The organism is Bacillus pretiosus (genome assembly GCF_052947655.1).
Genome location: NZ_CM129593.1, coordinates 1,944,160 through 1,968,336, shown reverse-complemented (window position 1 = coordinate 1,968,336; position 24,177 = coordinate 1,944,160). Strand labels below are relative to the sequence as shown.

Genomic DNA, 24,177 nt, shown 5'->3' with positions numbered 1-24,177 from the left:
TTCACTATTTTTCTGTTCTCGCTGCCCTTCCTGGCCGCTTAACACCAGTTGTTTCTGTTGAATAGGAAGCTTCAATGATAGCAGTTGGATCTACAGAGAGAACGAGATCTTTCATTTTTGGATAAATGAAACGGTTTGTAATACAATAAATGATTCTCTTATGTTCTCCTAAAAAACCACCTTCTCCATGTAGATACGTAACGGATAATTGCAATTCTTTCATAAGCAGATCGCCTATTTCTTTATTTTTACCAGAAATAATCATGACGCTCTTTCCTTGGTTAATACCATCTAATATGAAATCAATCATCTTCGTAACAATATAGAAAATTGCTAATGAGAACATCGCTTGTTCGATTGAAAATAAAATCGCTACAAATGTGAAAATAACTGCATTTACAGCAAGTAAAAATGTACTAATCGGTACTTTAAAGTGTTTGTTCATCCAAACCGCTAACATTTCTGATCCATCTATTGCGCCACCCATTTTAACAACAATCCCAACGCCTATTCCAAACAGTACGCCACCATAAAGTACAATTAATAATTCAGAAGTTGTAATCGCCGGAAATGGTTTTAAATAGATTAATCCGAGTGTTGTAACTACATTTGCATAAGATGTACGGATGAAGAACTTCTTCCCCATTACTTTTGCGGTAAATAGCAGGATAGGAATATTAAGTCCTAAAAACACTCCGTAAAGCGGTAATCCAGCAACTTTATTTGCCATAATAGCAATGGCCGTTACCCCACCATCTACTAAGCCATTAGGTGCTAAAATAAGCTCTAATGAACCCGCTACAATAATCGATCCAATTGTTAATAATACGTATTCAAATACTCTTTTCATTCATTACCCCCAAAACTTATATATTTTCTTAGTATTATTTTAACGTAATTTTACTACTAATTCAAAGATATGAGTTTATATACACAAAAGTTTCACCTTTACAGTGATTTTTTATGTAATTTATTTACAGAAACACACTTACGTATTACAGTAAGTGTGCTCCAAACATTTATTTAAGTTTTAAGTATGAATTCATTTTCATTTTTAATATTTCATCAACTGCCCTATTATACCCACCAGCATTTCTAAGGGACTCACCAACTTTACGACTATTTTCTTTAAATGTCACATCATCCATTACTTTTTCTACAGTCTCACGTAACAATTCAGAACTTAATTCTTTACGATTAATCCTTATTCCAGCCCCTACTTCACTCACTCGTTGCGCAACTAAAGGCTGATCTCCTGTTACCGGAATTACAACTAACGGGACACCGTAATATAGTGCTTCACTCGAACTATTCATACCACCGTGTGTCACGAATACATCAGCATGCTGTAATATTTCTAATTGCGGTACGTAATTATACAACTTAAAGTTATTCGGAATGTTTTCAAATTGATTTAAATTTATCTTCTTACCAACAACTAATACGACTGTCGCTTCTACATCTTTAAACGCTTCAAAACATTTTTCATATAGTTCAGGTTGTTCATTAAAAACTGTTCCCATAGAAATGAAAATCAATTTTTCATCTTTTAAATCTTCCATAGAAAAGCTGTCTACTTCTTTTCGAGTAGCAATTGATGGGCCGACAAACTTATACGATTCATCGAATACATCTGAACGCGGCTGGTATTCTTTTGAAGTATATACAATAGTAATATCACCAGGATGATTCATAATATCATACATACTATTACATTTCATTCCATACTGCCTATTCCATTTTTCCATTCCCGCTAAACAAGATTGATATAACGGATTCGTTTCATCTACTTGTCTTGATTCTTGTTCATCATTAAAATTAATGTACTGATTAAAAGCAAATGTTGTACAAGAAGAAACGCTAGGTAATTTTAAAATATTGGCTATAATACGTCCTACGGGAAAATGATTATCGTATAGCAAGTAATCGTACTTTTCCCCTTTTGTTTCTTCTACAATTTGAGTCACAATACGCTCTGATGCTTCAATCATATGAGATAGCATCGTCAAAGGACTCCCACCTTCATTTACTCGTTCCATAATATTAATTTGAGAGAGGAAATTCTCAAACACTCGGAATTCTGCACCTGTTGCTTCAATCTTCTTTCTATAATCTCCAATACAATACGAAACAACTGTCTCCCCTCGCCGAATTAACTCACTTACAATAGCTAAAGTCGGATTTATATGACCTTCTCCGGGAAAATTTATTACGAGTACATTTGCCATCATATTCTCTCCTATCTAACAATATTAATAGTTAATTATATTAATTAATTTAAAACTATTATAAAGGAATCTATTCTACTTCTTCATATTTTTCACTTCATTTTATTATTGAGAAATATTTTTCATAACCTACATTATAACTCTTATAAAAGTATGCTTAACCTTTCATTTATTGAAAAATACGGGAGTTACATTCAGGCATTTTTACAGATTTATCATCAGAAACATTATTTTGATAATTCATACAAAAGTAGAAAAATATAATTTCCACACTGATTTCTCACTATAAATTTATTTAAGTTCTAAGTTGTCCTCATCATTATCCACTTGGAACATATTCTGTTATATAATGAATTTATAGAATTTACAGAAAAAGAGGTAACTTCATGCTACAACAACTATTCACTTCACCTATTTTATCTATTCAAGCTTTACACCCAGGTTATGAAGACCATGCAAGCGATGTGTTTCTCGTCCGAACAGAAGATGCAGAAGTCATCGTTCGTTCTTCTAAAATGAATGAAGAGCCAAATAATGATTTTTGGTGGGGATGTAAAAACCTATTTGGAATTGATCCAAGGAACGTACATCATTTAAAAGCTGTACATACATTGCTGCAAGAACATACTAATCTTCCTATCCCAACAATATTAGAAAAACATATTTTAAATGGCCGTGAATTCGTTGTAGCCGAAAAGTTAGTAGGTAACACAGTTCAATCTTTTATCGGGCAACCAGATTCTATTTTATTCAGTCTAGGAAAAGGGCTTGCAGAAATACATACATTTAAAGCCGATTACATAGGAAATGTGTCAGGTTCCTTCCAAATTACACTAGATGAATTCCAATCACACATTTTAAATGTGAGTAAAGAGCTTGTGAATATGTTTTATTCCGATAATGAAAGCATACAAAATGCATTTCCTACTTTTGAATCACAACTTTCTTCCTTACCAGCACCAAAGGAATCAACGCTCGTTTTAATTGATATGGACCCTACTCAGTTTTTATCAGATGGTACAACTATTACGGGATTAGTAGATACAGAAGCCTATGCCGTTGCTCCCCGGGAGTTTGATTTTATCGGCTTAGAATATGTGTTTACAGAAAAAGAGGCACATGCTTTTAAACAAGGTTACGAAACCATTATGCCCCTTCCTCATCTTGCAGAATGTAGACCCCCCTATCGATATTTGTACCGGTTATTATCTGTTCAGGGCAGTGTGGAGTTAAAAAAGTGGCTTAGTCATCCATCCTATTTTTAAATACGAATGAGAGGGGTTATGAAATGAATATTGAACAAAAGAAATCTTTAATAGCAAACGAAATTCAGCAAATGAAAGATTTAGCTCATATTTGTGGGCAACACGATCAAATTGATTACTCATCAGATTTACATATAAACTTTTTAACTGCTCGCAATAATGAAGAGGTATATGATTTCCTATTTTATGATAATACTCAATTAATCGGTGCATTAAGTATGTATGATTTTGAAAGACCGACAAAACTGGAGTTAATAGGGTTTGTTCATCCGAACTATAGGAAACAACATATAGGCACTACTCTTTTACAAACCGCAATGAAAGAAATACGAATAAGAGCGGCAGATGAAGCTCTTCTTATTATGAATGGGGATTCTGCTTCTGGGAAAGAATTTGCAAGACATATGAAGTTACCTTATTTATATAGTGAATATAGTATGGAGTTCAAAGCTAAAGAAGTTCAAAAAACAACAAAGAATTCTATACAGCTTACTCTTGCATCTTCAGGGTCACTTCTTGATCTTATTGAAATTTCCAGTAAAGCTTTTGGAGATTCAGCAAAAAATACCGCTACATGGTTACAAAAAATGATGAATTCCCCTTCCTATCAAGTTTACTGTGCTCTTATCGACGAAAAAGTGATAGGAACGATTACAGTTTCTGAGCAAGAACAATCTACTACACTATCAGGATTCGCCGTTCATCCTTCTTATCAAGGTAAAGGATACGGAAAAGATATTCTTAGTTATATGGTACATACCCTTATTACAAAAGGAATTTCAACAATTGAATTAGACGTCGAAACGAAAAATAACCACGCTTTAAAACTATATACACAATGTGGTTTTGAAATGAAAAAGAAGCATGACTATTATAATGTAATGAATCTTGAGGTGAATACATATGTGTAAAAAACTAATTTATTCTGATTATGATATTTTCGCATCCATTTATAATAAACATTGGGGGCATTATGCTGAACACTCCTATCTACTTTTGGAAAAACTCGTTTTACAATATGCACCACCACATTCTCATATTTTAGATCTTTGCTGCGGGACTGGTCACCTTACTAAGATATTAATTGATAATACTTTTTTAGTAACTGGTATAGATGGTTCTGCTCAAATGATTGAATACGCACGTCAAAACGCGCCAGACGCAACCTTTATCGTCGATGATGCTCGTTATTTCAATATAAATGAGCAATTTCACTATGTTATCTCTACTGGCGATAGCTTAAACCATATTTTAAAATTAGATGAATTAAAAAATGTTTTTCATAATGTTTACTCCGTATTACATAGCGAAGGTACATTCGTATTTGATATGAATATGGAGAAATGTTTTCTTGAAAATTGGATTGCTTCATTTCATATTTCAGCGGAAGAATATGTATGTACAATTGATTCTACATATGATAAAGAAAATAAAAAAGCAGCAATGAACTTTATACTATTTCAACATGACATAGATAATAATTGGAAAAGAAGTGACTTTTCTTTTGAGGAAGCTTGTTATTCCAATGAAGAAATAATTTCTTCATTGGAATCTGTAGGTTTTAAGAACATTCAATTACACGGTACAAACAGAACATTTTTCATTTGTCAAAAATAAAAAAACTGAATCATAACGATTCAGTTCTTTCTTAGTATATTTACGACAGCAGCCGTTTCATTATTTTCTTTATACACTCGCGGGATTCTTCTGTCTAACATACAAGTAACTTCATAGTTAATTGTACCTAACATATCCGCTACTTCTTCTACCGCAATTTCTTCTTCACCTTGTTTACCGTAGAATACTACTTCATCCCCAACTTGTACTGGCATTGCTTTTGAAACGTCTAACATAAGTTGATCCATACAAACACGGCCAATAACAGGTACTCGAACTCCATTTATTAATGCATGACCTTTATTAGATAACTGACGATTATATCCATCAGCATAGCCAATCGGTACAGTTGCAATACATTCTTCACCAGTCGTTACATACGTATTCCCATAACTTACACCGCGATTCTTCTTCGCATGTTTAATATGAGCTACTTTTGATTTTAATGACAACGCAGGCTGTAAAGAAACGACTGCATGATCTACCTCTTTTGAAGGATACATTCCATATATTCCAATACCTACACGAACCATATTTTGAAATGTATTGCTAAGCTCCATTGAACCTGCACTATTTGAACTATGAATATATGGAATATGGATTCCTAATTCTTTTGCTGCATTGACAGCTTTCTCAAATAAACTTGTTTGCATATTCGTATATGATTTATCAATTTCATCTGCCGTAGAGTAATGTGTAAACATTCCTACTACCTCTACATACTCCATACGGTTTAATTCTTCTAAAAATGGTTTAACCTCTTCTTCTTGTAAACCGATACGACTCATTCCTGTATCAATTTTCACTTGAATTTGCGCTTTCTTTTGAAGACGGTTTGCGATTTCATTTATACCTTGTAAATCTTCACTTCTATAAACAGTCATCATAACGTCATATTGAATTGCCTCTTCCGCAGCTGCTACTGATGTATAACCTAAAATTAAAATCGGCACGTTAATTCCTGCTTCTCTTAACTCTATCGCTTCATCTACAAATGCAACTGCAAGCTGATCTATTCCTACTTCAATAGCAGCTTTCGCAACTTCAACCGCCCCGTGACCATACCCATTTGCTTTTACAGCAGCCATCATTGCAATATTTTCATCATTCACACGCTTTTTAAATTCTTTTACATTATGTTTTACTGCATTTAAGTCAACTTCAATAATTGTATCTCTTCCATATTTCAAACTCATTGGTCTAACTCCTAACTCAATAATTGCATTCCATTCTATTTCACGTTTCATATGACCTTTTACAATATAATACTTTTCAATATGCTAGTCAAACTACTAGAATTTTCGGAATTTTGAGTATGATATAATACCCTTAAGAAACTATTATATACGGAGAAGAGGAGAATTACAATGTTTGTACAATCTGCATTGCATCAACTACAAGTTGCTGTTGATACTTCTATTCAAATGCTTAACCAATATAATGAAGATAGTTTAAAAATACAACCAATTCACTCGAAGCGAGCTTTATTTGAAATGTGTGCACACCTTTCTCTGATTTTCCATGCGGATTTACTCATTTTAAATGGTAGTACTGAAAAACAACTACACACTTTCTATAAAGAACAAACACCCGAAACAATTACGCAAATGCAAAAAACGATGCTACAGGGCTACGATGTACTTTCTAAAACTTTTTTATCCTATTCCAATGAAGAATTAGCGGAAATTAAGACTGCTTATTGGGGTATTTCTTATTCCCGTTTTGAATGGTTGCTTGAAATTGTTGCACACTTTTATCATCATCGTGGGCAAATTCATATTTTATTGTGCAAGCACATTAAAGATCCTAACATACCTTTATTCCAATAAAGGTATGTTAGACGACATGAAACTTCTCTAAAGCAAATAAAATACCACCTTCACTCGCCTTCTTTGTAACGAAATCAGCTTTTGTTTTTAGTACTTCTCCGCCATTCCCCATCGCAATTCCTAATCCTACATATTGCAACATCTCAATATCGTTTCCACCGTCACCAAAAGCAATTGCTTCTGATTTACAAATGTTTAAGTGATCCAATACTTTTTGAATTGCGGTGAGCTTCGATACTTTATTATCTTCCAATACATTTATGACATAACCATGAAAACGGTCGAATGTAAGCATTGGGTATTTTTCAATAAATTTTTGAGATTCTATTTCATCCGCATACAAACATAAACAATAGATCTCTTCAGACAAATCCTTGCTTTTTTCAGGGTACTCCCCTAAATTTAACGTCTCGCTAAGCGCTTGCATTACACGCTCATTATCTGAGGCTATTCCGTTCATTGTAAAACCCTCAGTAAAATAAGAAACGCCGTGACCATGTAATTCTGCAAACTCTGAGATATCATGAACGATTTCACTTGAAAGTACCGATTTATGTAGAACTGTTTCCCCACACTTAATATGTGCACCATTTGCAGAAATAATTGTATGTATGCCCAGCTCTTTAAATTGTGAACATAAGCTATATGGTCTCCCTGTTGTAACAACTACGTGAATTCCTTTATCTATTAATCTTTGTATCGCTTCTTTTGTACTTTCGTGCATACTTCTATCAATCTCACTTAAAAGCGTACCGTCAACATCAAAAAACACTACTTTGTACACGGGTCTTTACATCCCGTCCAAATGATTCGTATCATTAATGAAATGTACCGTTTTTTGTTCGCCATCAATTTCAATTAAGCTTATTCCCGTATCTCCCATTTTAAAATAATAGTCCATTGAAATGGGCATTTTGAAAAACGCACGTAATAGACTATTTATTACACCACCGTGTGCAACGATTGCTATCCGTTCATACGTATTCTCTGTCACGATTTTAGAAAAGATTCCTTCTATTCTCATTCTAAATTCAATAAATGATTCCCCATTTTCAAAACGGTCATGAAGAAACTTTGGCTCTGGATATTTCTTTGCTTCTTCAAAAGATAAGCCTGCTTGCACTCCGTTATTAAACTCCATTAATTCCTCTTCTAGTTGAATTGGGCATCCAATTCCTTCAGCTAACGTTTCACCAGTTTCACGAGCACGCTTTAATGTACTTGCCCAAATGAAATCTGGTGGAAAATCTGCTTTCACTTTCTGTACAAGCCTTTGCACTTGCTGTCTTCCCTTATCTGTTAATTCAAAGTCAGCTCGTCCTTCATGTACGTTTAAGATATCAGCTTCTGATTCTCCGTGGCGTATTAATAATATTTGCACTTGTTTCCCACTCCCTTGTTTAATATCCACAAAATTCCATTATATCATATTTTAAATTTTATTTAACAAAAATATATTACTTTGACAGTTTTTTAACCGTCTAGTAAACGTGTTATTCCACTTAACATTTCCAAACACTCTAAACTTATAATTCTTTGAAAAGTGACAAACAAAAAAGCCCTATCCATAATGGCAAAGGACTAATATTTTTTATCCTACTCAAAAATAAAAAGAGAAATGGCATCCCATTTCTCTTTTTCACTCTTATTGTTCTTTTTGTGTATCTGAAGAAGGCAATTTCTTCGCTTGTTTTTCTTTAAAGATTTCTCCAATGGCCCCGAGAGTACCAAGCGTCTCAATTGCATTAGATGGAATAAAGACTTTATTTGCTGGCCCTTTCGCAACCTCAATCAATGATTCAAATGATTTATAAGCAAGTATACGTTCATCTAAATTCGCTTCACGAAGTAATTCAATTCGGTTTTGTTCTGCTTTTGCGATTTCCTCGATCGCTCTTGCTTCCCCTTGCGCTTCTAATTCTTTTGCTTCTTTTATACCTTCAGCTTCTCGAATACGTGCTTCTTTATCCCCTTCAGCCATTAAAATTTTACTTTGCTTTTCCCCTTCAGCACGAAGGACTTTATCTTGTTTTGCGGCTTCCGCTTCTAATATGATTGCACGTTTATTACGCTCTGCTTTCATTTGTTTTTCCATTGATGCTTGCACATCTTTCGGCGGATTAATATCAACAACTTCAACACGTTCAATACGAACGCCCCATTTTTCTGTTGCTTCATCAAGTGCTAAGCGAATTTCTGTTGAAATTTTTTCACGACCTGATAACGTTTCATCCAGTTCCATATTACCAATGATTTGACGCATCGTTGCAGAAGTAATGTTACGAACACCATATTCATAGTTTGAAATACCATATGTCGCAAGTTCCGGTTCCACAATTTGATAGAAAATAATTGTATCAATCTCTACTTGTACATTATCTTTCGTAATTACCTTTTGGGGTGGTACATTCGTTTGTTGAATACGTAAGTCATGATATACACGAACTCGATCTACAATCGGGATTAATAAATTTAATCCTGGCTGCATAACACGTTGAAACTTACCAAATCTTTCAACGACTCCAACTTTTTGCTGTGGAATAATTTTAATTGTTAACGCGATAAATGTAACAACAATTAGTGCTAAAATAATCGTTAATGTTAATGCTACTGCCATATTTATTCACTCTCCTTTTTAACTTGTAATATAGTACTATTCCTCTTTATAACAATAACTTTTTCTCCAACATCAATTGGATCATCTGCAATAGCTGTCCAAGTATCTCCATCCACCTTCACAATACCATTCGCTTCATTTGTAATCGCTTGCATAACAATGCCTTTTTTACCGACAAGCAAATCTACTGTATCAGTAAAACCTTTTGCTTCTCGAAAGTTTTTTGAAATTCTTTTCGTAAAGAAAGTCAATGTTAAACTTACAATCGCACCAGCAACAACTTGTAACAGTAGTGCTTCAGGGGCAAACAAAGCAATTAGACCTCCGACAACAGCTCCAATTCCAAGCCAAAGCATATAAAACGTAATCGACAACAGTTCCGCAATAAATAAAATACCAGCTATTATAAACCAAATTACCCAAGCAGCCATATGCAACCCTCGCTTTCTTTCTCATTTTCTATATGTATATGAAGAAAAGAATGGTTTATCCGCCCTTTCTTATACCGGGGCATTTACTACAAGCTATTGTACATATTCACTGTTATAAAAAGCATCAATAAAATACTATATTAATATATTCTTCATTATACATGACATTTCCTTTCAAAAAATGACAAAAAATTAAATTCTTTCACAATTCCAACTTTCAAATTATAATTATTCTAACTATTGGAAGGTTTTTCCTCAGGAAGGTTGTGTACTTATTGCAAAATCGTTCACTAATTTACTATTTAGGCTCTAAAATATGCATTACTCTCGCTGACATCGTATACATCATGATTATTACAACTCATATGTATATCACAACGAAATCAGCTACATTAACCGCGCTTTTTCCATTAGTACAAGTCATAACTAATCTTATAGCAAATACATCTGCACCACTTATCATGAATCGTTTTTCATCTTATTCCTTACTTTTCACACTACAATGGACAAAAACTGTTCTATTATTTTTATTAATGATATTATTCCCAGCCCTTTCCTCAAACGTTGTAACACTATTCATTTTCATTTTTTTCATTTCTTTATGTAGCGGCTGGAGCGCACCGTTATTATACGGTATCCTTCCTCGCCTTACACGAAAAGAACAATTAGTAAAAGTAAATAGTATTTTTTCCTTTTCCACACAAATTGCGCAAGCCGCTGCTTATTCATTTACAAGTGTTATAGTTCTTCTTATCGGTGCTACTTCTACACTCATGATGAATAACATTTTGATGATTTTTGGGTGTGTTGCACTACACGTTTCATTACGTTCCATACATACTGAACGAGTAATTGAACCTTCTTCTTCAAAAGGCGCTGCTTTACTGGAAGGTTGGAAACTCTTATTTCAGAACCCCTCTCTCCGTACCGTTACATGTATGGACTTAATTGAGACTTTCGCAGGGACGATATGGATCGGCGCTATTACGATGGCTTATGTAACAACTGTCCTTCATAAAGGAGAAGAATGGTGGGGATATATTAACACAAGTTATTATGCGGGGACGTTAATTGGCGGGATATTAGCGTGGAAAATGAGTACATACATTCAAAACAATTTAATACGCTCCATGGCGATAGGCTCCCTTATGTTTAGTATTCTTACATTTTTATATGGTATGACAAGTAGCGGGTTTATTGCGCTTTTTCTATGCGTTCTAATGGGGCCATGTTATCAAATTAGAGATATTTCTCAAACGACGGTTTTACAATCCAGCGTCGCTCCTTCTTTATTATCCAAAATGTATACAGCACACGGCGCACTTCTTTCAACAGCTTCTGGTCTTTCTATGCTTAGCGTTGGCATTATTACCGACCTGTTCGGTGTTCGTACTATTTATATTCTCGCTTCTATCCTTATATTGTGCTCTGCTTGTTTATCATTTAACTTATTAAAATATGATAAAACAGAGAAAAAAGATATTTCACTTTATTTTATTCATTATAAGTTAGGGATTTTCCGATGCTTTGTCGCTTGTTCAAAAGCATATGCTAGTTTAATCAAGGTCCCCTCAGAAAAAGCAGTGCTTGCAAGAGTAATTCCAAACGGTCTTCCGTTATCCATATATCCCGCAGGTATCGCTATAGACGGATAACCTGCTTTCGCACATATAGTCGAGCCGATATAGGAAGGGAATAGAATCGCATCAAGATCATATTTTTTCAGTGCAAAATCAATACCTTGTTCTTTTGAAAAATATATATCTGCTAATCTTGCATTTAAATATTCTGGATTTCTTAACGTATTAGGAAAATCTTTTCTTCTTTCTAACTTAGTTTGTCCATATTTTAAAGCTCTTTCAGCTATGTTTTCATTAAACGCCATTAACTCTGAAATAGAATGTACTGGCATAGTAGAAGGTAATTTAGAAAGATAGTTATCTAAACTATGCTTTAATTCATAGAGCGATACTCCCCAGCTCCATTCTCTATGAAAAGACGGAATATCAATATTTTCTACTACTGTTGCTCCCTCACTACGCAATACTTCAATCGTTTCCTTAAACAATTTTTCATCATATTCACCAGTTTCATAATAATCTTTTGGTGCATTGCTATATACACCAATCTTTGCTCCATGTAAACCGTTAACATCAAGATATTTTGTATAATCATGTTCTGCTATACCTTCACTTTTATGAGTAGCTACATCCTTCTCGTCTACCCCAGTTAAACTCCCTAGCAAAATAGCAGCGTCTGTAACCGTTCTAGCAAATGGACCAGCTGTATCTTGCGAATACGTGAACGGAATAATGCCTCTACGACTAATTAGACCAACAGTCGGTTTAATACCGACTACAGAACTTTGAACAGCCGGGCTTAAAATAGAAGCATCCGTTTCCGTTCCAACAGATACTACTGTAAAGTTAGCAGCAACTGCAATCGCAGACCCCGTACTAGAGCCACCAACAAACATATCATCCTCGCCCGTCCCATATGGATTGATTGTTTGTCCACCTCTTGCACTATATCCAGCCCACATGTCAAAAGACATTGCATTTGCTAATTCTGTCATATTTGTTTTTCCTATTATTACTGCTCCTGCCTCTCGAAGTTTCGTAACGAGAAATGCATCTTCACTACTTATATTTTGTTCCAGGGCAATCGTACCTGCACTTGTATGCATAGAGTCATTCGTTTCAATATTGTCCTTAAGTAAAACAGGTATACCATGTAATGGTCCCCGTCCACCTTTTGTCTTTCTTTCATAATCTAGCGCTTCTGCAATAAAAATAGCGTCTGGATTGATTTCTAAAATAGAATTGATTTTTGGCCCTTCTTGATCATATTTCGCGATTCTATGAAGATAATACATAACTAATTCTTTTGAAGTTAATTGCCCAGCTTCCATCGCTACTTGTATATCATGAATTGTTAATTCTTTTTGTAATCGAGCATTGAACTGAATCTCCATCTTCATTCTCCTTCTTTAAAAGCTTTTATTGATAACGTGTATCTATTACTTTTTCATTTTCTCCGCTCCTCGCATATACAACTACAATCCCTTTCAAAGAATTCAACTTACCAATGTAAAAACCTTTTATTTCCTGAAAAATAAAAAAGTCTGAAACGATTAAATTTCCGCTTCAGACTCTTTTATTACTTTACATATACCTCATCTAACAAATGTAAAAACTCACCTTGTTTCCCAGCTAGTGCAGGGCATTTTGCAATATCAATCCATTCGTAGCAAAATACTAACCCTTGATCTTCCTCACCGGCACTTACAATATGTTCCCAATCATCTTTTACATCTGTTAGTAAAGTTACGTGGAAAAAATGCCGCTTTTGATATTCCTTTTTCTCTTTCACAAGTATGATGTAATCGGCTAGGAATCTTTCTATGCATAAATGACGTAATCCAGACTCTTCCTGTACTTCACGTAAAATTGCTGCTTCTAACGTTTCCCCTTCGTCAACTGTTCCCCCTGGTACTTGTATACCAGCTTCAGGTATATCACGATGTTTAAAAACAAGCAGTTGCATAACTCCTTCTTTTTCTCTTGTCACATATGCGTGTACTTTTTTCTTATATAACACCGTCATAATCCTTCTCTCCCCTCAATTGCTCACTGCGTTACTTCTTCAAGCGTCAGTTGATTTTCATATAAATATGTAGCTTGTGGGTTACCCACATACCTTACGTGCCATGGTTCATATCGATAGCCCGTAAGCGATTCTTTCTCTTTTGTATATCGAATTACAAACCCAAATTTATGGGCATTTTCAGACAGCCACTGCCCTTCTTTCGTTTCACCAAAAATTGTCTCTAGCTGAAACTTAGCAGCTTGAGATGTAATATCCATAGCAAGCCCTGTTTGATGTTCACTCGTACCAGGAACCGCACTCGACATCGCTGTTTTTACTGCTCCATCTTGCTTTTTATACATCGTATTTAATGCTTTTTGTCGATCGAAAGATCTAAATCCCGATACTGCAAATAAGAAAATATGCTCCTTATCAGCTTGCTGAAACATTTCCTCTAGCGCCCCTGCTGCTTCTTTCCTCATTTTTTTCTTTTCTTGATCACCTTCACTTGAGTAGCGCACTTTCGGAATAACTAAATCTGGCGGTCTGTATCCATCTGGTAAACGTCTACTTTTATTCACAAGCACAAGCATCGAATTCGGATTACTAATTACCGCAATATCACCATCCATATTGGCAATCGTTTCTTTCGCTTTCGGAAATATGTTATTCACATTTACCTCGCGCGCCTGCTTATCCTTATACATTTTATAATTGATTCCTGCTACTCCAACAATGAGTATCATCGCTACGATACCAAGTAGTATCCATCTTTTTTTCATATAACGACCTCTTATTTTAATAATTTGGCCATTTCATACTCATCGATGTTCTCTCCACCGATAATAAGAGCTGCTCTTTTGACACCTTCTTTCTCAAATCCAACTTTTTTATATAGTGCCTGAGCTCTTGTATTGTGGGCCATTACCGTTAATTCTAAACGCCATACATCATGTAATCTTGCCCACTTCTCAGCCTCTTTAAACAATCTCGTCCCAATACCTCGCCCGCTATACTCTTGCAAAATACCAATTACAATACTTGCTACATGTCTCTTTCTTTGAATATGATTTCCATTCACTAAAATAAACCCTACTATACTTCCTTCTTCAACTGCTACGAATATTGTTGCATATTCATTTTCTATAAAGCGATGAATCATTTGTTCTTGTTGCTCGGCTGTAAATTTTCTTTCGCCTGGTTCATATAGCATAAATTTCGTTTCTTCATCTAATTGCTTACTTAATTGCAAAAATGGTGCTGCATCTTCTATTTTGATCTCCCTAATCACTTCTATCACCCTACCCGTTTTATAATAAAAAGTTTTCCTTGTAAAAAGATTTTCTCTACTTTCCCGAAAATCCCTTTGTAAATCTCCCAGTATAATTTGACAAATTTCGATATTACTATAACAACGACAAATTATGTCTATTCTGTGACGTCTCATCATGACAAAAAACGCAAGCTTTACACTCACGTTTTTTCAGACTCTCCCACAAATTTATGTTTCATTTTATCCATTCACCTTTTCTGCCTGCCAGAAATATTCACCAAATGCTTTAGCAAGGGCATCAATCGATCGATTTAGTTCTTCCTCCGTATTATCTACGCCACCAACTTCAATTAATATCGCTTGTCCTGATAAGTCTTGATTGTAGACACCATTTCCTGTTTGGAATCCTTTTTGAATGACACCACGACTCACTCCTGGATATTTCTTATTAATTTCCTCATGAAGAGCTGTTGCTAATTGTAAGTTCTTTTCATAATTTTTATTGCCTTTCCCTATTACGAAAGCAAGCTTTGCATATGATTTATCTCCAATTGCTTTTGTCGTGACATTTTTCCGAGCACTATCACGATGCAAGTCAAAGAAGTACTGCAGTTCTTTATTACCTGTCATTGCTTCTTGTACAATTTCCCGTGACACTTTGTAAGAACTATTACTATTTAACCCTTTACTAATCAACTTTTGGCCGACATCAGTCTTGTCGTTAGTAGCTCCTATCCCTTCACTTTCTAATTGTTCACGAAATCGATCGCCCACTATTGAAATATTAGTGACGGAACTTGTTGCTTTATTCGGATTTGGATCGTTTGCTAAATTTAGTAACGGCAAATAAGATTCCCAACTATGCGAATGATAAATAAGCGCAACTTGTCTTTTTCCTGTTGTTTGAGCCGGTTGCTTTTTCTCTTTGTTCGTATTCGGCTTTTGAGCCTGTCCGCCTTCACCAGTCCGTTCTTTTACCACTTCTTCAAGCGGAACGCTCGACTCTATCGGTAAGTTAGAGTAATTTGTCCCTTCACCCGCAATAACAATTTCTGTATCGTACTTTCCAAAACCAGGTAGCTCTTTTCCGACAAAACTGCGTACATCATTAAAACGAATATTCGTAGCCATAGAAAAGAGAAACGAAGAAATTGAAAAATCTTGATTTAAATTTCGATACTCCTGTGTAAAATAATGATTCTCTTTCCCAAGAACGTACATGTAACCATTCATCGATAACTCATTTAACCAATTATATAAATACGTTGACTTTGTCTCTTTCATAGAGGTTACCATCATACTAATAAGAAAAAAAGTCGCTAGTACTGTAGTAATAATAAATAAAACTAACTTACGTACACTTGTGAACTTCACATAAAAAAAGCCTCGATTCATACTATCACCCTCTCTATTTCAAGTTATGTACAAGCTCTAGAGAATAGACCGTCTAAATTCCGGCTATATTGTTAATGAGGTGAAATGAATTGAAGCTACTAATAGGAACATTACCCATTGTACTATCATTTATTTTTTATTGGCTTGCTAAGCATCCTACAATCCGTGTTGCTTTACATATTTCAGCGTACTTAGCACTTTATGTACTCGGTACAATTATTTCTATTAATATATATGATGTTTTAATACAAGATTTAGTTTTCATGACAAGCATTCATGGAATTTTACTAAATCCATTTTTTCTTATATCAGGAGCATATATAGGGATATACACCTTGCACTTAATCTTGTCTTACGTTATTACGAAAATAAAAAATGGAGCGTAATAAAATGCAACCACCATTCATCTGTCATACATGCAAAAAAAGAATTGTGCGAAAGAAAGATCTTATTATTGCCACATCGTACTTCCGCTTTTATTTATTTCACAGTGATTGCTTTAAACGACAGCAAGTGTTCATCTCACGATTTATCCCTGTAAATACGCTTTTTAATTTCTTTCTTATTATATACGGACTTATTTTTGGCAGCATGCTTATGATTACAGAACCATCTATTATTTGGGTGATTTTCTTATTTCCCATTTTATATCGGTTTCTTTCCTATTATTATGTTGAACGTTTTTTCTCTACATAACGTGCAGACTGTCCTCTAGGAATACTTAGACATTCCCACTCATTTTCTTTTAACATCTTCCCAATGTAAATAATCTGTCCAATATGCAAAGCATAATGAGAAATTTGTCTTTCAATTGCTTGCATGACAGTATGTGCTTCACCGCGAATATATATCGTCTGTAATAAATCTTCTGGCGTTAGCACATGCATCGTTTTCAAAACATATTCCCATCCTTCATTCCATGCTGCGAGAACCTCTTCCTTAGAATGATAACCATCTTCAAATTCAGCGTCTCGGTTACGATTTATTTTTTCACCATCAGATGTTAAAAAATCCGTCCATCTAGAACGCATATTACCTTGCAGATGCTTTATAATAACCGCTATACTATTTGTTGCTTCATGAGAAGACCATTCAATCTGTTCATATGATAATTGAGAAAGCACCCGTTCCCCTTGTTTCTTTGTTGCTTCAAAATTCGAAATGGCACATTGTAAATATTCTCGTCCAATATCCATGTTCCCCCGCCTTTACACTAACTAATTTTCGTTCCATTTGGTAATTCCATATTGGGCTGAAGTAATACGACATCACCGGCTTCAGGTACTCCCCCTAAAACAAGCACTTCTGATTTAAATCCAGCTACACGTTTTGGCGGAAAATTTACAACAGCAACGATTTGCTGACCGATTAAATCTTCTGGGGTATATCTCTTCGTAATTTGAGCACTTGACTGCTTAATTCCAAGCTCTCCAAAATCAATTTCTAGTTTAATCGCTGGAACTCTGGCTTCTTTAAATTCCTCTGCATGTGTTACAGTTCCAATTCGTAAATCCAAAGCTAAAAAATCTTCAAAATTAGCCATTTTATCATTCCTCCCATTTATTACTTAGACAAAACAATAAAATCCCCTTTAAAAAAAGAAAGGCGCCTAAGCACCTTTCTTTTGTAGTTCACTTGATTCATTTGATTTATAGAAGAAGAAACCAAGAATCCCGCCAATACATGATGGGATTAACCATCCTATTCCTTCATTATATAATGGTAACATTTGTAGTACGTTAGAAATCGCGTCAATTTTAATGTTCGCACTTTCTAAACCGTTAAAGAAACTAATTAACAATGCGCCTAGAATAGCTCCAATATAAATGGTATTACGCTTCCCAATCCATTTATGGAAGTAAGAAAGTACGATTAATACAATTGCAACTGGATAAATGATCATTAACACTGGTAAAGTAACTGTGATTAATTGTGTTAAACCTAGGTTAGATACAATTAAACTAAACACACATACCATCGTTACAATCGCTTTATGCGAAAGTTTAGGGAATAAGTTTGTAAAGAAGCCCGCACAAGCTGATGTTAATCCAACAGAAGTTGTTAAACAAGCAAGTATAATAACGAGCCCTAATAAAATTTTACCACTTGTCCCATATAACTCATTTACAACATTCGTTAAAATAAGTCCACCATTCTCTGATACACCAAGTGATGTACTTGTTGAACCAAGATAAGCAAGTGATAAATAAATTAACGTTAAACCAAGTACTGCAATAATACCTGATACTACTGTTATTTTTGCAACTTGACTACTTTCTTTTATTCCTTTAGAACGGATAACTTGTACAACGACAATTCCAAATACAAGCGCACTAATTGCATCCATCGTTAAATATCCTTGTATAAATCCACCAAAGAAAGCATTTTCTTTGTATGCTGCTAGCGGCGCAGCTGGTTCTCCAATTGGATCAATAATTGCCTTTCCAACAATAACAGCAACAATCAATACTAACAATGGTGTAAGAAATTTTCCGAACCAATCCACTAATTTAGATGGATTTAATGATAAATACCAAGTTATTCCGAAGAAAACTATCGTGAAAAAAAATAGCATGTACCATTCGGAAACCAATGCCTCTGATAAAAATGGCTTCATACCCATTTCAAATGAAACGGCTCCAGTACGCGGAATCGCGAAAAATGGTCCAATTGCTAAATAACTAATCAATGGGAAAATAAACGCGAATATTGGGTGAACTCTAGAAGATAGCGCTTTCAAGTCCCCCTCTACAAACGCGACAGCTGTTACAGCTAATAGGGGTAATCCGACTCCCGTCACAAGGAATCCAATTGTAGCAATCCAAACATTCTCTCCAGCTTGTTGCCCTAAAACTGGTGGGAAAATTAAATTTCCTGCTCCTAAAAATAGTGCAAATAACATTAAACCGATTGCTACCGTATCACCTGGCCTTAAACGTCCCTTCATACTTTTCATTTGCATAGCACTTTTTCATTGTTTATCTCTATTTTCACAATATGCTATGCATCCTCCTCTCTGCTCAAGCTGATAAAATATGCCCCTTACAAAGCAGTGTCTTTCTCCATAATTTCTCCATTCCCCTTATTTTTACTCTAATTATTAATTTTTGATTTTTTTGAATATTTAACTCATTAGAGTGGTATTGCGTGGAGTATAGTTGTCAGACCTCTTTGTTTTTATCACACATATAGTAACATATTTAGTTGAAAAATAAAAACATATTTTCAAATTGATTTTTTTGAAAATCAAAATTATCTACATTTTTTATTCTTTTACACAAATATTGTTACAATCTCGACTTTTATCCTATCATTATTTTTAAATAACTTTATTCAAGTAACATAACAAAAACCATCCAACATAATTAGATGGCTTTTGCATGTTACTCTATCGTTTCAACTTCGCGTGGATTTTTCATCTCTTCCACATACACAACTCTAAATCCGTGATTTTCTAAATCTTTCAGTAACGTCTCTAATTCACCGTCGTTAAACTCTTCTCCTAATGTAAACATAATTCTCCGAACTAATAAGGCATCATTATCAAAAGTCATTAAACTTTGGATACCTGTATATTTCTTTAATACTGTCGATAATTTTTGAATGGCCCCATTATAATCTTGTGTCCCAATCATGACAGAATATTTACTAGAATGAACGCCCCAAGCATCTTCTAATAACTCGAAAACCTTTTTATGCGTTAAAATTCCAAGAAAGACTCCATTTTCATCAACTACTGATAAATAAGGTAATTTTTTTATTGTAAAAAATACTTTAAAGAACGAAGAATCTTCTCTAACATAACCTTCTTTATCGTTTAATAATTGTACTACACTCTCTTCCAGCGAACCTTTATATTCTAAAATATCTACTTTGTATACATTCCCTAAATACTTCTCTTTTTTTTCATCTAAAACTGGTACACAACGATACCCAGTTTTATTTAAATGCTCCAGTGCTTCCCCTATCGTAATTGAACTTGAGCAAAATAAAACTTCCTTTTTCGGCACATAATTCCCTTTAATCCTCATAAACAGCCTCCTTATGTTAAAATACTTTCTGTGCCATAACTATATTATATTTTCAGAAAAAAATAAATAATTTATTTTACTTTTCTGAAAATTATTCATTTTCTTGTCATAATTTATTCACGTTTCATTCACTTATATCCCCTACAATACTAAATTTCTTTAAGAAAAATATATTGTAACTTACGCCGAAAAAAGCTAAAATAAGAATAAGAATTTTCTGTATATTCTAAGAGTAGGTGATTACATGTCTTTATTGCGCTCACATATATGTAAATTTATCGTTGGTGTTCTCATTATATTTATCATTAGTCCTATTCCTGCATTATTCATTACACATAAATACTCATACATAACTGGCTTTATAAGCATTTTTCATAACTTCGCACAACTTTCTTCTATGACAATTCCAAAGATTGATTGGATGCACGAATCTATCTTTTTCTCAGCAAATCAAATGGTTCATACTTCTAATCATTCAACACCGTTATTCCCTTACATATGGGAAATATATTTTTTATCGATTGTTCGTTTTACCTTTACTCTTGCGATTGGATTCTTTATCAGCTTAGGGATCGGCCATTTATTTTTTAAAGCACCTCAATCGGTTAAGAAGTTCACTTATTTATTAAAATGGATACCGTACTCTTTTTGTACTGTATTATTAAAATGTTCGGTCTTATTACTACTCCTATACATCGCAAAATTGATAAAGCTTCCTTACTACTCATCTTTTATCATCGTTTGTAGTACTTCCATGATTATCGTTATGCAAGCAATAAAAAAGTGGGTTCCTTTCTTAAGTAACACCAATGAATATGAAATAAAACAATCTTCTTTCCTTGTAGATACATTGTTTTTAGCGCTTACTTCGAATCATAAATCTATTCTAGGTTCCATTATTCTTTCATTCGTTATTATGGAATGCATTTTTCATGCAAGCGGACTATTGCAATTTGTCGTTCAATTCGGTGGAAATGCACCTGTTATTGTTACAATTAGCTTATTACTTTTGTATATCCCGTATTGCATACTCTCTTTCCTTCAAACGCTATGGACGACAAATCACGTTAAACAACAATCATACGCTTTAACGAGAAGTATTCCAAAACCTTAATTTGAAATAACCCTCTATAATCTGAAAGTAGGGGGTTATTCCTTTTGTATAGCGGACAAAATAACAGCAAATTCAAAAACTATTGCAGAAACATGCCAATATTTACCCTTTTTCTTTGACTATTCTTTTCGTTTGGATTTATTATAAAAGCATAACATAATCGCAGGAGGTGACATCTTTATTCCAAACTACGGAATAGAGAACACACTTGGACATATTAAATATTTTTCTCATCTTTGTGCTCATCCTTATTTCCGGCTTTTTCGTTGCATCAGAATTCGCTGTTGTAAAAGTACGAAAAAGTCGCATTGACCAACTTGCAAATGAAGGCAATAAACAAGCTTTAGCTGCAAGAAGTGTCCTATCTAATTTAGATGTTTATTTATCAGCTTGTCAGCTCGGGATTACGATTACTTCTTTAGGGCTTGGTTGGCTTGGTGAACCGACTGTGGAACATTTACTACGACCGCTCTTTGAAAAGATTAATATTACTGGAACAATGGCGAATACTTTATCCTTTATTATTGCTTTTAGTGTTATTACATTTTTCCATGTTGTATTAGGTGAATTAGTTCCAAAGTCTTTCGCCATTCAAAAAGCTGAAGCAATCACACTTAAGTTTGCACGACCACTTATTTTATTTGATAAAATTATGTATCCATTCATTTGGCTACTTAATAGTACGGCAATCTTTTTCACAAAACTACTCGGTTTAGAGCCTGCGAAAGAAAATGAACTTGCCCATTCTGAAGAGGAACTACGACTCATTTTAGGTGAAAGTTTCAAAAGCGGCGAAATAAACCAAACCGAATATAAATATGTAAATAATATTTTTGAATTTGACGACCGGGTCGCGAAAGAAATTATGGTCCCTCGTACAGAAATGATTTGCTTATCTACTGAAAATACGTTAGAAGAGAATATGGATATCGTCGCAACTGAAAAGTATACACGCTATCCGATCATCGAAAAAGATAAAGATGATATTATCGGTATGATTAATACGAAAGAAGTATTTCACGATCAAACGAAAGGCATTCATAAACCACTTGAATCTTACATACATCCAGTACTAACTGTATTTGAAACTGTTCCAATTCGCAAAACATTAGTACATCTACAAAAGAATCGCGTTCAGATGGCAATCATTATGGATGAATATGGTGGTACTGCTGGACTTTTAACAATGGAAGATATTCTTGAAGAAATCATTGGAGAAATTCAAGATGAGTTTGATGCGGATGAATCACCTATGATTGAAAAACGTACGCCGAAGCTTACTGTTTTAGATGGGAAGGTGCTCATTTCTGAAGTAAATGATATGTTTGGCCTGCATATTGATGATAGCGATTTAGATACAATTGGAGGCTGGCTCCTCTCTCAAGCAGTTGATTTAAATATTGAAGCTGGTTATTCCATTGAATTTGCCGGTTTTCAATTTAAAGCACTAGAACTTGATGGACATCAAGTGAAAAAAATTGCGGTACATAAATTAGACACGAAGAAGGAGTTATAAAGTGACAGTATTATTAACAATCTGTATCATTGCCTGTTTCATTGTTTCATTTCTCGCCTTTATTTATCCTATCATTCCAGGCATCCTTGCTGTCTGGGCTGGATATTTCATTTACCATTTTGGTATAAATGGCGGAGAACTAACAACTTCCTTTTGGATTATTCAAGTCATTTTCACACTATTTATTTTCGTGGCTGATTTTATTGCAAATGGATATTTCTTAAAGAAATACGGAAGTTCTAAATGGGGAGAACGTGTCGGTATGATTTCTATCATTGTCGGATCTTTCTTCTTCCCACCATTCGGTTTAATTATCATACCGTTCTTATCGGTATTTATTACAGAACTCATGCATAAAAAAGCGCCAAAAGACGCCTTTCTAGTAGGAGTTGCTACTGTAGTTGGTTTTTTAAGCAGCACAGTAGCGAAAGCTATTCTCCAAATCATTATGATTCTCATATTTGTATGTTATATCATCTTTTAACCATCCCAATTTCGGGATGGTTTTTTTAATATGAAATACCTACTCGACTATTCTCATATTTGTTTTCACTACACAGATTCCACGTAAATTGCGCTGTATCACCAACTGTTATTTTCGCTCCCCCTTCTGGTAATACATCTTTTTCAGTTCGATACACTCCTGTCACATCACCGTCTATTAAATGCGTCGGACAAACGACCGTCCAACATAAATTACTACTACTAAGTATCTTATATGCAGCTAAATGATCTTCTGCTGCTGTTGTCATTTTTCTTTTTGATTCAGCTGATTGAAAACGATATAAATTTAGATTTGTTCTTGCTTGTAAAATACCTGCTGTTCCTATTGTAATGATTTTATGAACCCCTACTTCTTCCATTTTCTTTATAATATGTGGCATACTCTTCGCCAATGTCCCATTTTGATCCGTTCCAAGTGCACTAATTACTATATCGCTTCCTTCTATCGCTTTCTTTATATCATTTTCATTTAGTACATTACCTTCTATTACTCGTAACCTTTCATGTTGTATTTCTATTCTATTTAAATCACGTGCTAATGCAGTTACTTCAGCTGCATCCTTTAATGCTAATTTTATTATATTTGAACCTACTCGACCTGTTGCTCCTAATATACATACTTTCATTTGTTTTCCCCCTATTTCATTCTCCCTCTATTTTTCAATAATCTCAATCAATTTACAACAAAAAAGCTTCCTCATATATAAGAGGAAGCTCTATTATTATTTTACCCCGCTTTAACGGGCAGTAAGACCCCACCTCAAAATTC

The 24,177-nt window shown here is 34.4% G+C and carries 26 protein-coding genes and 1 pseudogene; 10 read left to right on the top strand and 17 right to left on the bottom strand.

Going from position 1 to position 24,177, the window contains the following annotated elements; translation table 11 throughout:
- Window positions 1–4 precede the first annotated feature (4 nt).
- Both ACU8YW_RS10210 and ACU8YW_RS10205 read right to left on the bottom strand, forming a co-directional pair.
- Window positions 5–850, bottom strand: coding sequence for a YitT family protein (locus ACU8YW_RS10210; protein WP_097889434.1), 846 nt, complete (start codon window positions 848–850; stop codon window positions 5–7).
- 169 nt (window positions 851–1,019) lie between these two features.
- Window positions 1,020–2,228 (bottom strand): macrolide family glycosyltransferase, encoded by a 1,209-nt coding sequence (locus ACU8YW_RS10205; RefSeq protein ID WP_088609019.1) that lies wholly within the window; start codon window positions 2,226–2,228, stop codon window positions 1,020–1,022.
- A gap of 386 nt (window positions 2,229–2,614) precedes the next feature.
- On the opposite strand from ACU8YW_RS10205, the gene ACU8YW_RS10200 reads away from it, so the two are divergent.
- Genes ACU8YW_RS10200 through ACU8YW_RS10190 form a run of 3 tightly spaced genes read left to right on the top strand, consistent with a single transcriptional unit; the run spans window position 2,615 to window position 5,110 of the window.
- Entirely contained in the window at window positions 2,615–3,493 is an 879-nt protein-coding gene (locus tag ACU8YW_RS10200) for a protein kinase family protein (protein ID WP_097906682.1), read from the top strand.
- 23 nt (window positions 3,494–3,516) lie between these two features.
- Window positions 3,517–4,404, top strand: coding sequence for a GNAT family N-acetyltransferase (locus ACU8YW_RS10195; RefSeq protein WP_088609018.1), 888 nt, complete (start codon window positions 3,517–3,519; stop codon window positions 4,402–4,404).
- On the top strand, window positions 4,397–5,110 hold the full coding sequence (locus tag ACU8YW_RS10190; RefSeq protein WP_426933730.1) for a class I SAM-dependent methyltransferase: 714 nt from the start codon (window positions 4,397–4,399) through the stop codon (window positions 5,108–5,110). Before ACU8YW_RS10195 ends, ACU8YW_RS10190 begins: the two co-directional genes overlap by 8 nt.
- 20 nt (window positions 5,111–5,130) lie before the next feature.
- On the opposite strand, the gene alr is transcribed toward ACU8YW_RS10190, so the two are convergent.
- Window positions 5,131–6,306 (bottom strand): alanine racemase, encoded by a 1,176-nt coding sequence (alr, locus tag ACU8YW_RS10185; RefSeq protein WP_426933815.1) that lies wholly within the window; start codon window positions 6,304–6,306, stop codon window positions 5,131–5,133.
- Between the two features lie 171 nt (window positions 6,307–6,477).
- Here alr and ACU8YW_RS10180 point away from each other — a divergent pair, with 171 nt between their 5' ends.
- The gene (locus tag ACU8YW_RS10180; RefSeq protein WP_446894061.1) at window positions 6,478–6,939 is read left to right on the top strand and encodes a DinB family protein; all 462 of its coding nucleotides are present in this window, start codon (window positions 6,478–6,480) and stop codon (window positions 6,937–6,939) included.
- A gap of 7 nt (window positions 6,940–6,946) precedes the next feature.
- On the opposite strand, the gene ACU8YW_RS10175 is transcribed toward ACU8YW_RS10180, so the two are convergent.
- From ACU8YW_RS10175 to ACU8YW_RS10160, 4 genes are all read right to left on the bottom strand, one after another.
- A complete protein-coding gene (locus ACU8YW_RS10175) occupies window positions 6,947–7,723 on the bottom strand; it encodes a Cof-type HAD-IIB family hydrolase (protein WP_000278952.1) in 777 nt (258 codons plus the stop codon).
- Window positions 7,724–7,729: 6 nt separating this feature from the next.
- Window positions 7,730–8,320 (bottom strand): histidine phosphatase family protein, encoded by a 591-nt coding sequence (locus ACU8YW_RS10170; RefSeq protein WP_426933732.1) that lies wholly within the window; start codon window positions 8,318–8,320, stop codon window positions 7,730–7,732.
- A 264-nt stretch (window positions 8,321–8,584) separates the two neighbouring features.
- Entirely contained in the window at window positions 8,585–9,556 is a 972-nt protein-coding gene (locus ACU8YW_RS10165; protein WP_046954938.1) for an SPFH domain-containing protein, read from the bottom strand.
- Between the two features lie 2 nt (window positions 9,557–9,558).
- Window positions 9,559–9,987, bottom strand: coding sequence for an NfeD family protein (locus tag ACU8YW_RS10160; protein WP_087982739.1), 429 nt, complete (start codon window positions 9,985–9,987; stop codon window positions 9,559–9,561).
- Between the two features lie 275 nt (window positions 9,988–10,262).
- On the opposite strand from ACU8YW_RS10160, the pseudogene ACU8YW_RS10155 reads away from it, so the two are divergent.
- Window positions 10,263–11,477, top strand: a pseudogene (locus ACU8YW_RS10155) (MFS transporter); the annotation flags it as partial.
- 11 nt (window positions 11,478–11,488) lie between these two features.
- Here the strand turns inward: ACU8YW_RS10155 and ACU8YW_RS10150 are convergent.
- The 5 genes from ACU8YW_RS10150 to spoIIP form a co-directional block, all read right to left on the bottom strand.
- On the bottom strand, window positions 11,489–12,961 hold the full coding sequence (locus ACU8YW_RS10150) for an amidase family protein (protein WP_426933733.1): 1,473 nt from the start codon (window positions 12,959–12,961) through the stop codon (window positions 11,489–11,491).
- Between the two features lie 185 nt (window positions 12,962–13,146).
- Window positions 13,147–13,593 (bottom strand): NUDIX hydrolase, encoded by a 447-nt coding sequence (locus ACU8YW_RS10145; protein ID WP_076537077.1) that lies wholly within the window; start codon window positions 13,591–13,593, stop codon window positions 13,147–13,149.
- A gap of 23 nt (window positions 13,594–13,616) precedes the next feature.
- Window positions 13,617–14,357: a M15 family metallopeptidase gene (locus ACU8YW_RS10140; RefSeq protein WP_088609016.1), complete on the bottom strand. Its 741-nt coding sequence runs from the start codon at window positions 14,355–14,357 to the stop codon at window positions 13,617–13,619.
- Window positions 14,358–14,368: 11 nt separating this feature from the next.
- Window positions 14,369–14,866, bottom strand: a complete 498-nt coding sequence (locus ACU8YW_RS10135) for a GNAT family N-acetyltransferase (protein WP_141542753.1) — start codon at window positions 14,864–14,866, stop codon at window positions 14,369–14,371.
- A 222-nt stretch (window positions 14,867–15,088) separates the two neighbouring features.
- Entirely contained in the window at window positions 15,089–16,243 is a 1,155-nt protein-coding gene (gene spoIIP / locus ACU8YW_RS10130) for a stage II sporulation protein SpoIIP (protein ID WP_088609015.1), read from the bottom strand.
- Between the two features lie 89 nt (window positions 16,244–16,332).
- Here spoIIP and ACU8YW_RS10125 point away from each other — a divergent pair, with 89 nt between their 5' ends.
- Both ACU8YW_RS10125 and ACU8YW_RS10120 read left to right on the top strand, forming a co-directional pair.
- Window positions 16,333–16,629, top strand: a complete 297-nt coding sequence (locus tag ACU8YW_RS10125) for a hypothetical protein (RefSeq protein WP_048543102.1) — start codon at window positions 16,333–16,335, stop codon at window positions 16,627–16,629.
- Between the two features lie 4 nt (window positions 16,630–16,633).
- A complete protein-coding gene (locus ACU8YW_RS10120) occupies window positions 16,634–16,939 on the top strand; it encodes a hypothetical protein (RefSeq protein ID WP_048543104.1) in 306 nt (101 codons plus the stop codon).
- Here the strand turns inward: ACU8YW_RS10120 and ACU8YW_RS10115 are convergent.
- From ACU8YW_RS10115 to cbpA, 4 genes are all read right to left on the bottom strand, one after another.
- A complete protein-coding gene (locus ACU8YW_RS10115) occupies window positions 16,912–17,439 on the bottom strand; it encodes a DUF1572 domain-containing protein (RefSeq protein WP_426933734.1) in 528 nt (175 codons plus the stop codon). The genes ACU8YW_RS10120 and ACU8YW_RS10115 overlap by 28 nt on opposite strands.
- A gap of 17 nt (window positions 17,440–17,456) precedes the next feature.
- A complete protein-coding gene (gene csaA / locus ACU8YW_RS10110) occupies window positions 17,457–17,786 on the bottom strand; it encodes a chaperone CsaA (protein ID WP_046954946.1) in 330 nt (109 codons plus the stop codon).
- A 66-nt stretch (window positions 17,787–17,852) separates the two neighbouring features.
- Window positions 17,853–19,190 carry a branched-chain amino acid transport system II carrier protein BrnQ4 gene (gene brnQ4, locus ACU8YW_RS10105; protein WP_426933816.1) on the bottom strand — a complete coding sequence of 446 codons (1,338 nt, stop codon included), beginning with the start codon at window positions 19,188–19,190 and terminating at the stop codon, window positions 17,853–17,855.
- A gap of 436 nt (window positions 19,191–19,626) precedes the next feature.
- Window positions 19,627–20,274 (bottom strand): cyclic di-AMP binding protein CbpA, encoded by a 648-nt coding sequence (cbpA, locus tag ACU8YW_RS10100; protein ID WP_098649269.1) that lies wholly within the window; start codon window positions 20,272–20,274, stop codon window positions 19,627–19,629.
- A 244-nt stretch (window positions 20,275–20,518) separates the two neighbouring features.
- Here cbpA and ACU8YW_RS10095 point away from each other — a divergent pair, with 244 nt between their 5' ends.
- The 3 genes from ACU8YW_RS10095 (at window position 20,519) to ACU8YW_RS10085 (ending at window position 23,388) form a co-directional block, all read left to right on the top strand.
- On the top strand, window positions 20,519–21,388 hold the full coding sequence (locus ACU8YW_RS10095) for a hypothetical protein (RefSeq protein WP_426933735.1): 870 nt from the start codon (window positions 20,519–20,521) through the stop codon (window positions 21,386–21,388).
- Between the two features lie 208 nt (window positions 21,389–21,596).
- The gene (locus tag ACU8YW_RS10090) at window positions 21,597–22,904 is read left to right on the top strand and encodes a hemolysin family protein (RefSeq protein ID WP_000353742.1); all 1,308 of its coding nucleotides are present in this window, start codon (window positions 21,597–21,599) and stop codon (window positions 22,902–22,904) included.
- Between the two features lies 1 nt (window position 22,905).
- Entirely contained in the window at window positions 22,906–23,388 is a 483-nt protein-coding gene (locus tag ACU8YW_RS10085; protein ID WP_046959211.1) for a DUF456 domain-containing protein, read from the top strand.
- 25 nt (window positions 23,389–23,413) lie between these two features.
- Here ACU8YW_RS10085 and ACU8YW_RS10080 read toward each other — a convergent pair whose 3' ends face one another.
- On the bottom strand, window positions 23,414–24,034 hold the full coding sequence (locus ACU8YW_RS10080) for an NAD(P)-dependent oxidoreductase (protein WP_088063116.1): 621 nt from the start codon (window positions 24,032–24,034) through the stop codon (window positions 23,414–23,416).
- Window positions 24,035–24,177 lie beyond the last annotated feature (143 nt).